The organism is Streptomyces sp. GbtcB7 (assembly GCF_019091445.1).
Classification (GTDB): domain Bacteria; phylum Actinomycetota; class Actinomycetes; order Streptomycetales; family Streptomycetaceae; genus Streptomyces; species Streptomyces mirabilis.
Window position 1 is genome coordinate 1 of sequence record NZ_JAGXJM010000523.1, and the last position, 243, is coordinate 243.

1 pseudogene is annotated in these 243 nt (G+C 75.3%); it reads left to right on the forward strand.

Annotated elements, in window-relative coordinates:
- Positions 1–101, forward strand: a pseudogene (locus KVT44_RS56685) (Crp/Fnr family transcriptional regulator); the annotation flags it as partial.
- Positions 102–243: the final 142 nt, after the last annotated feature.

The following is a 243-nucleotide window of genomic DNA, read 5'->3' on the forward strand; positions in this document are numbered from 1 at the left end:
CCCACGCGCTCGCCGACTCCGCGGGCCGCGGCTGGCACCGCCTGGAGGCCCGCGCGGGCTTCCTGCTGGACGTGGAGCGCCTCACGAAGCGCGCGCGCTGACCGCACCGCGCGCCGGCTTCCGCCGCACCTGAAGGGCCTCGCTGCACCGCGGGACCCTTCTCGTATCCCCGACGTCCCCGGCATCCCCGGTTCTCGTACGGCCGGTACTCGTACGGCCGGTTCTCGTACGGCCGGTATCGCC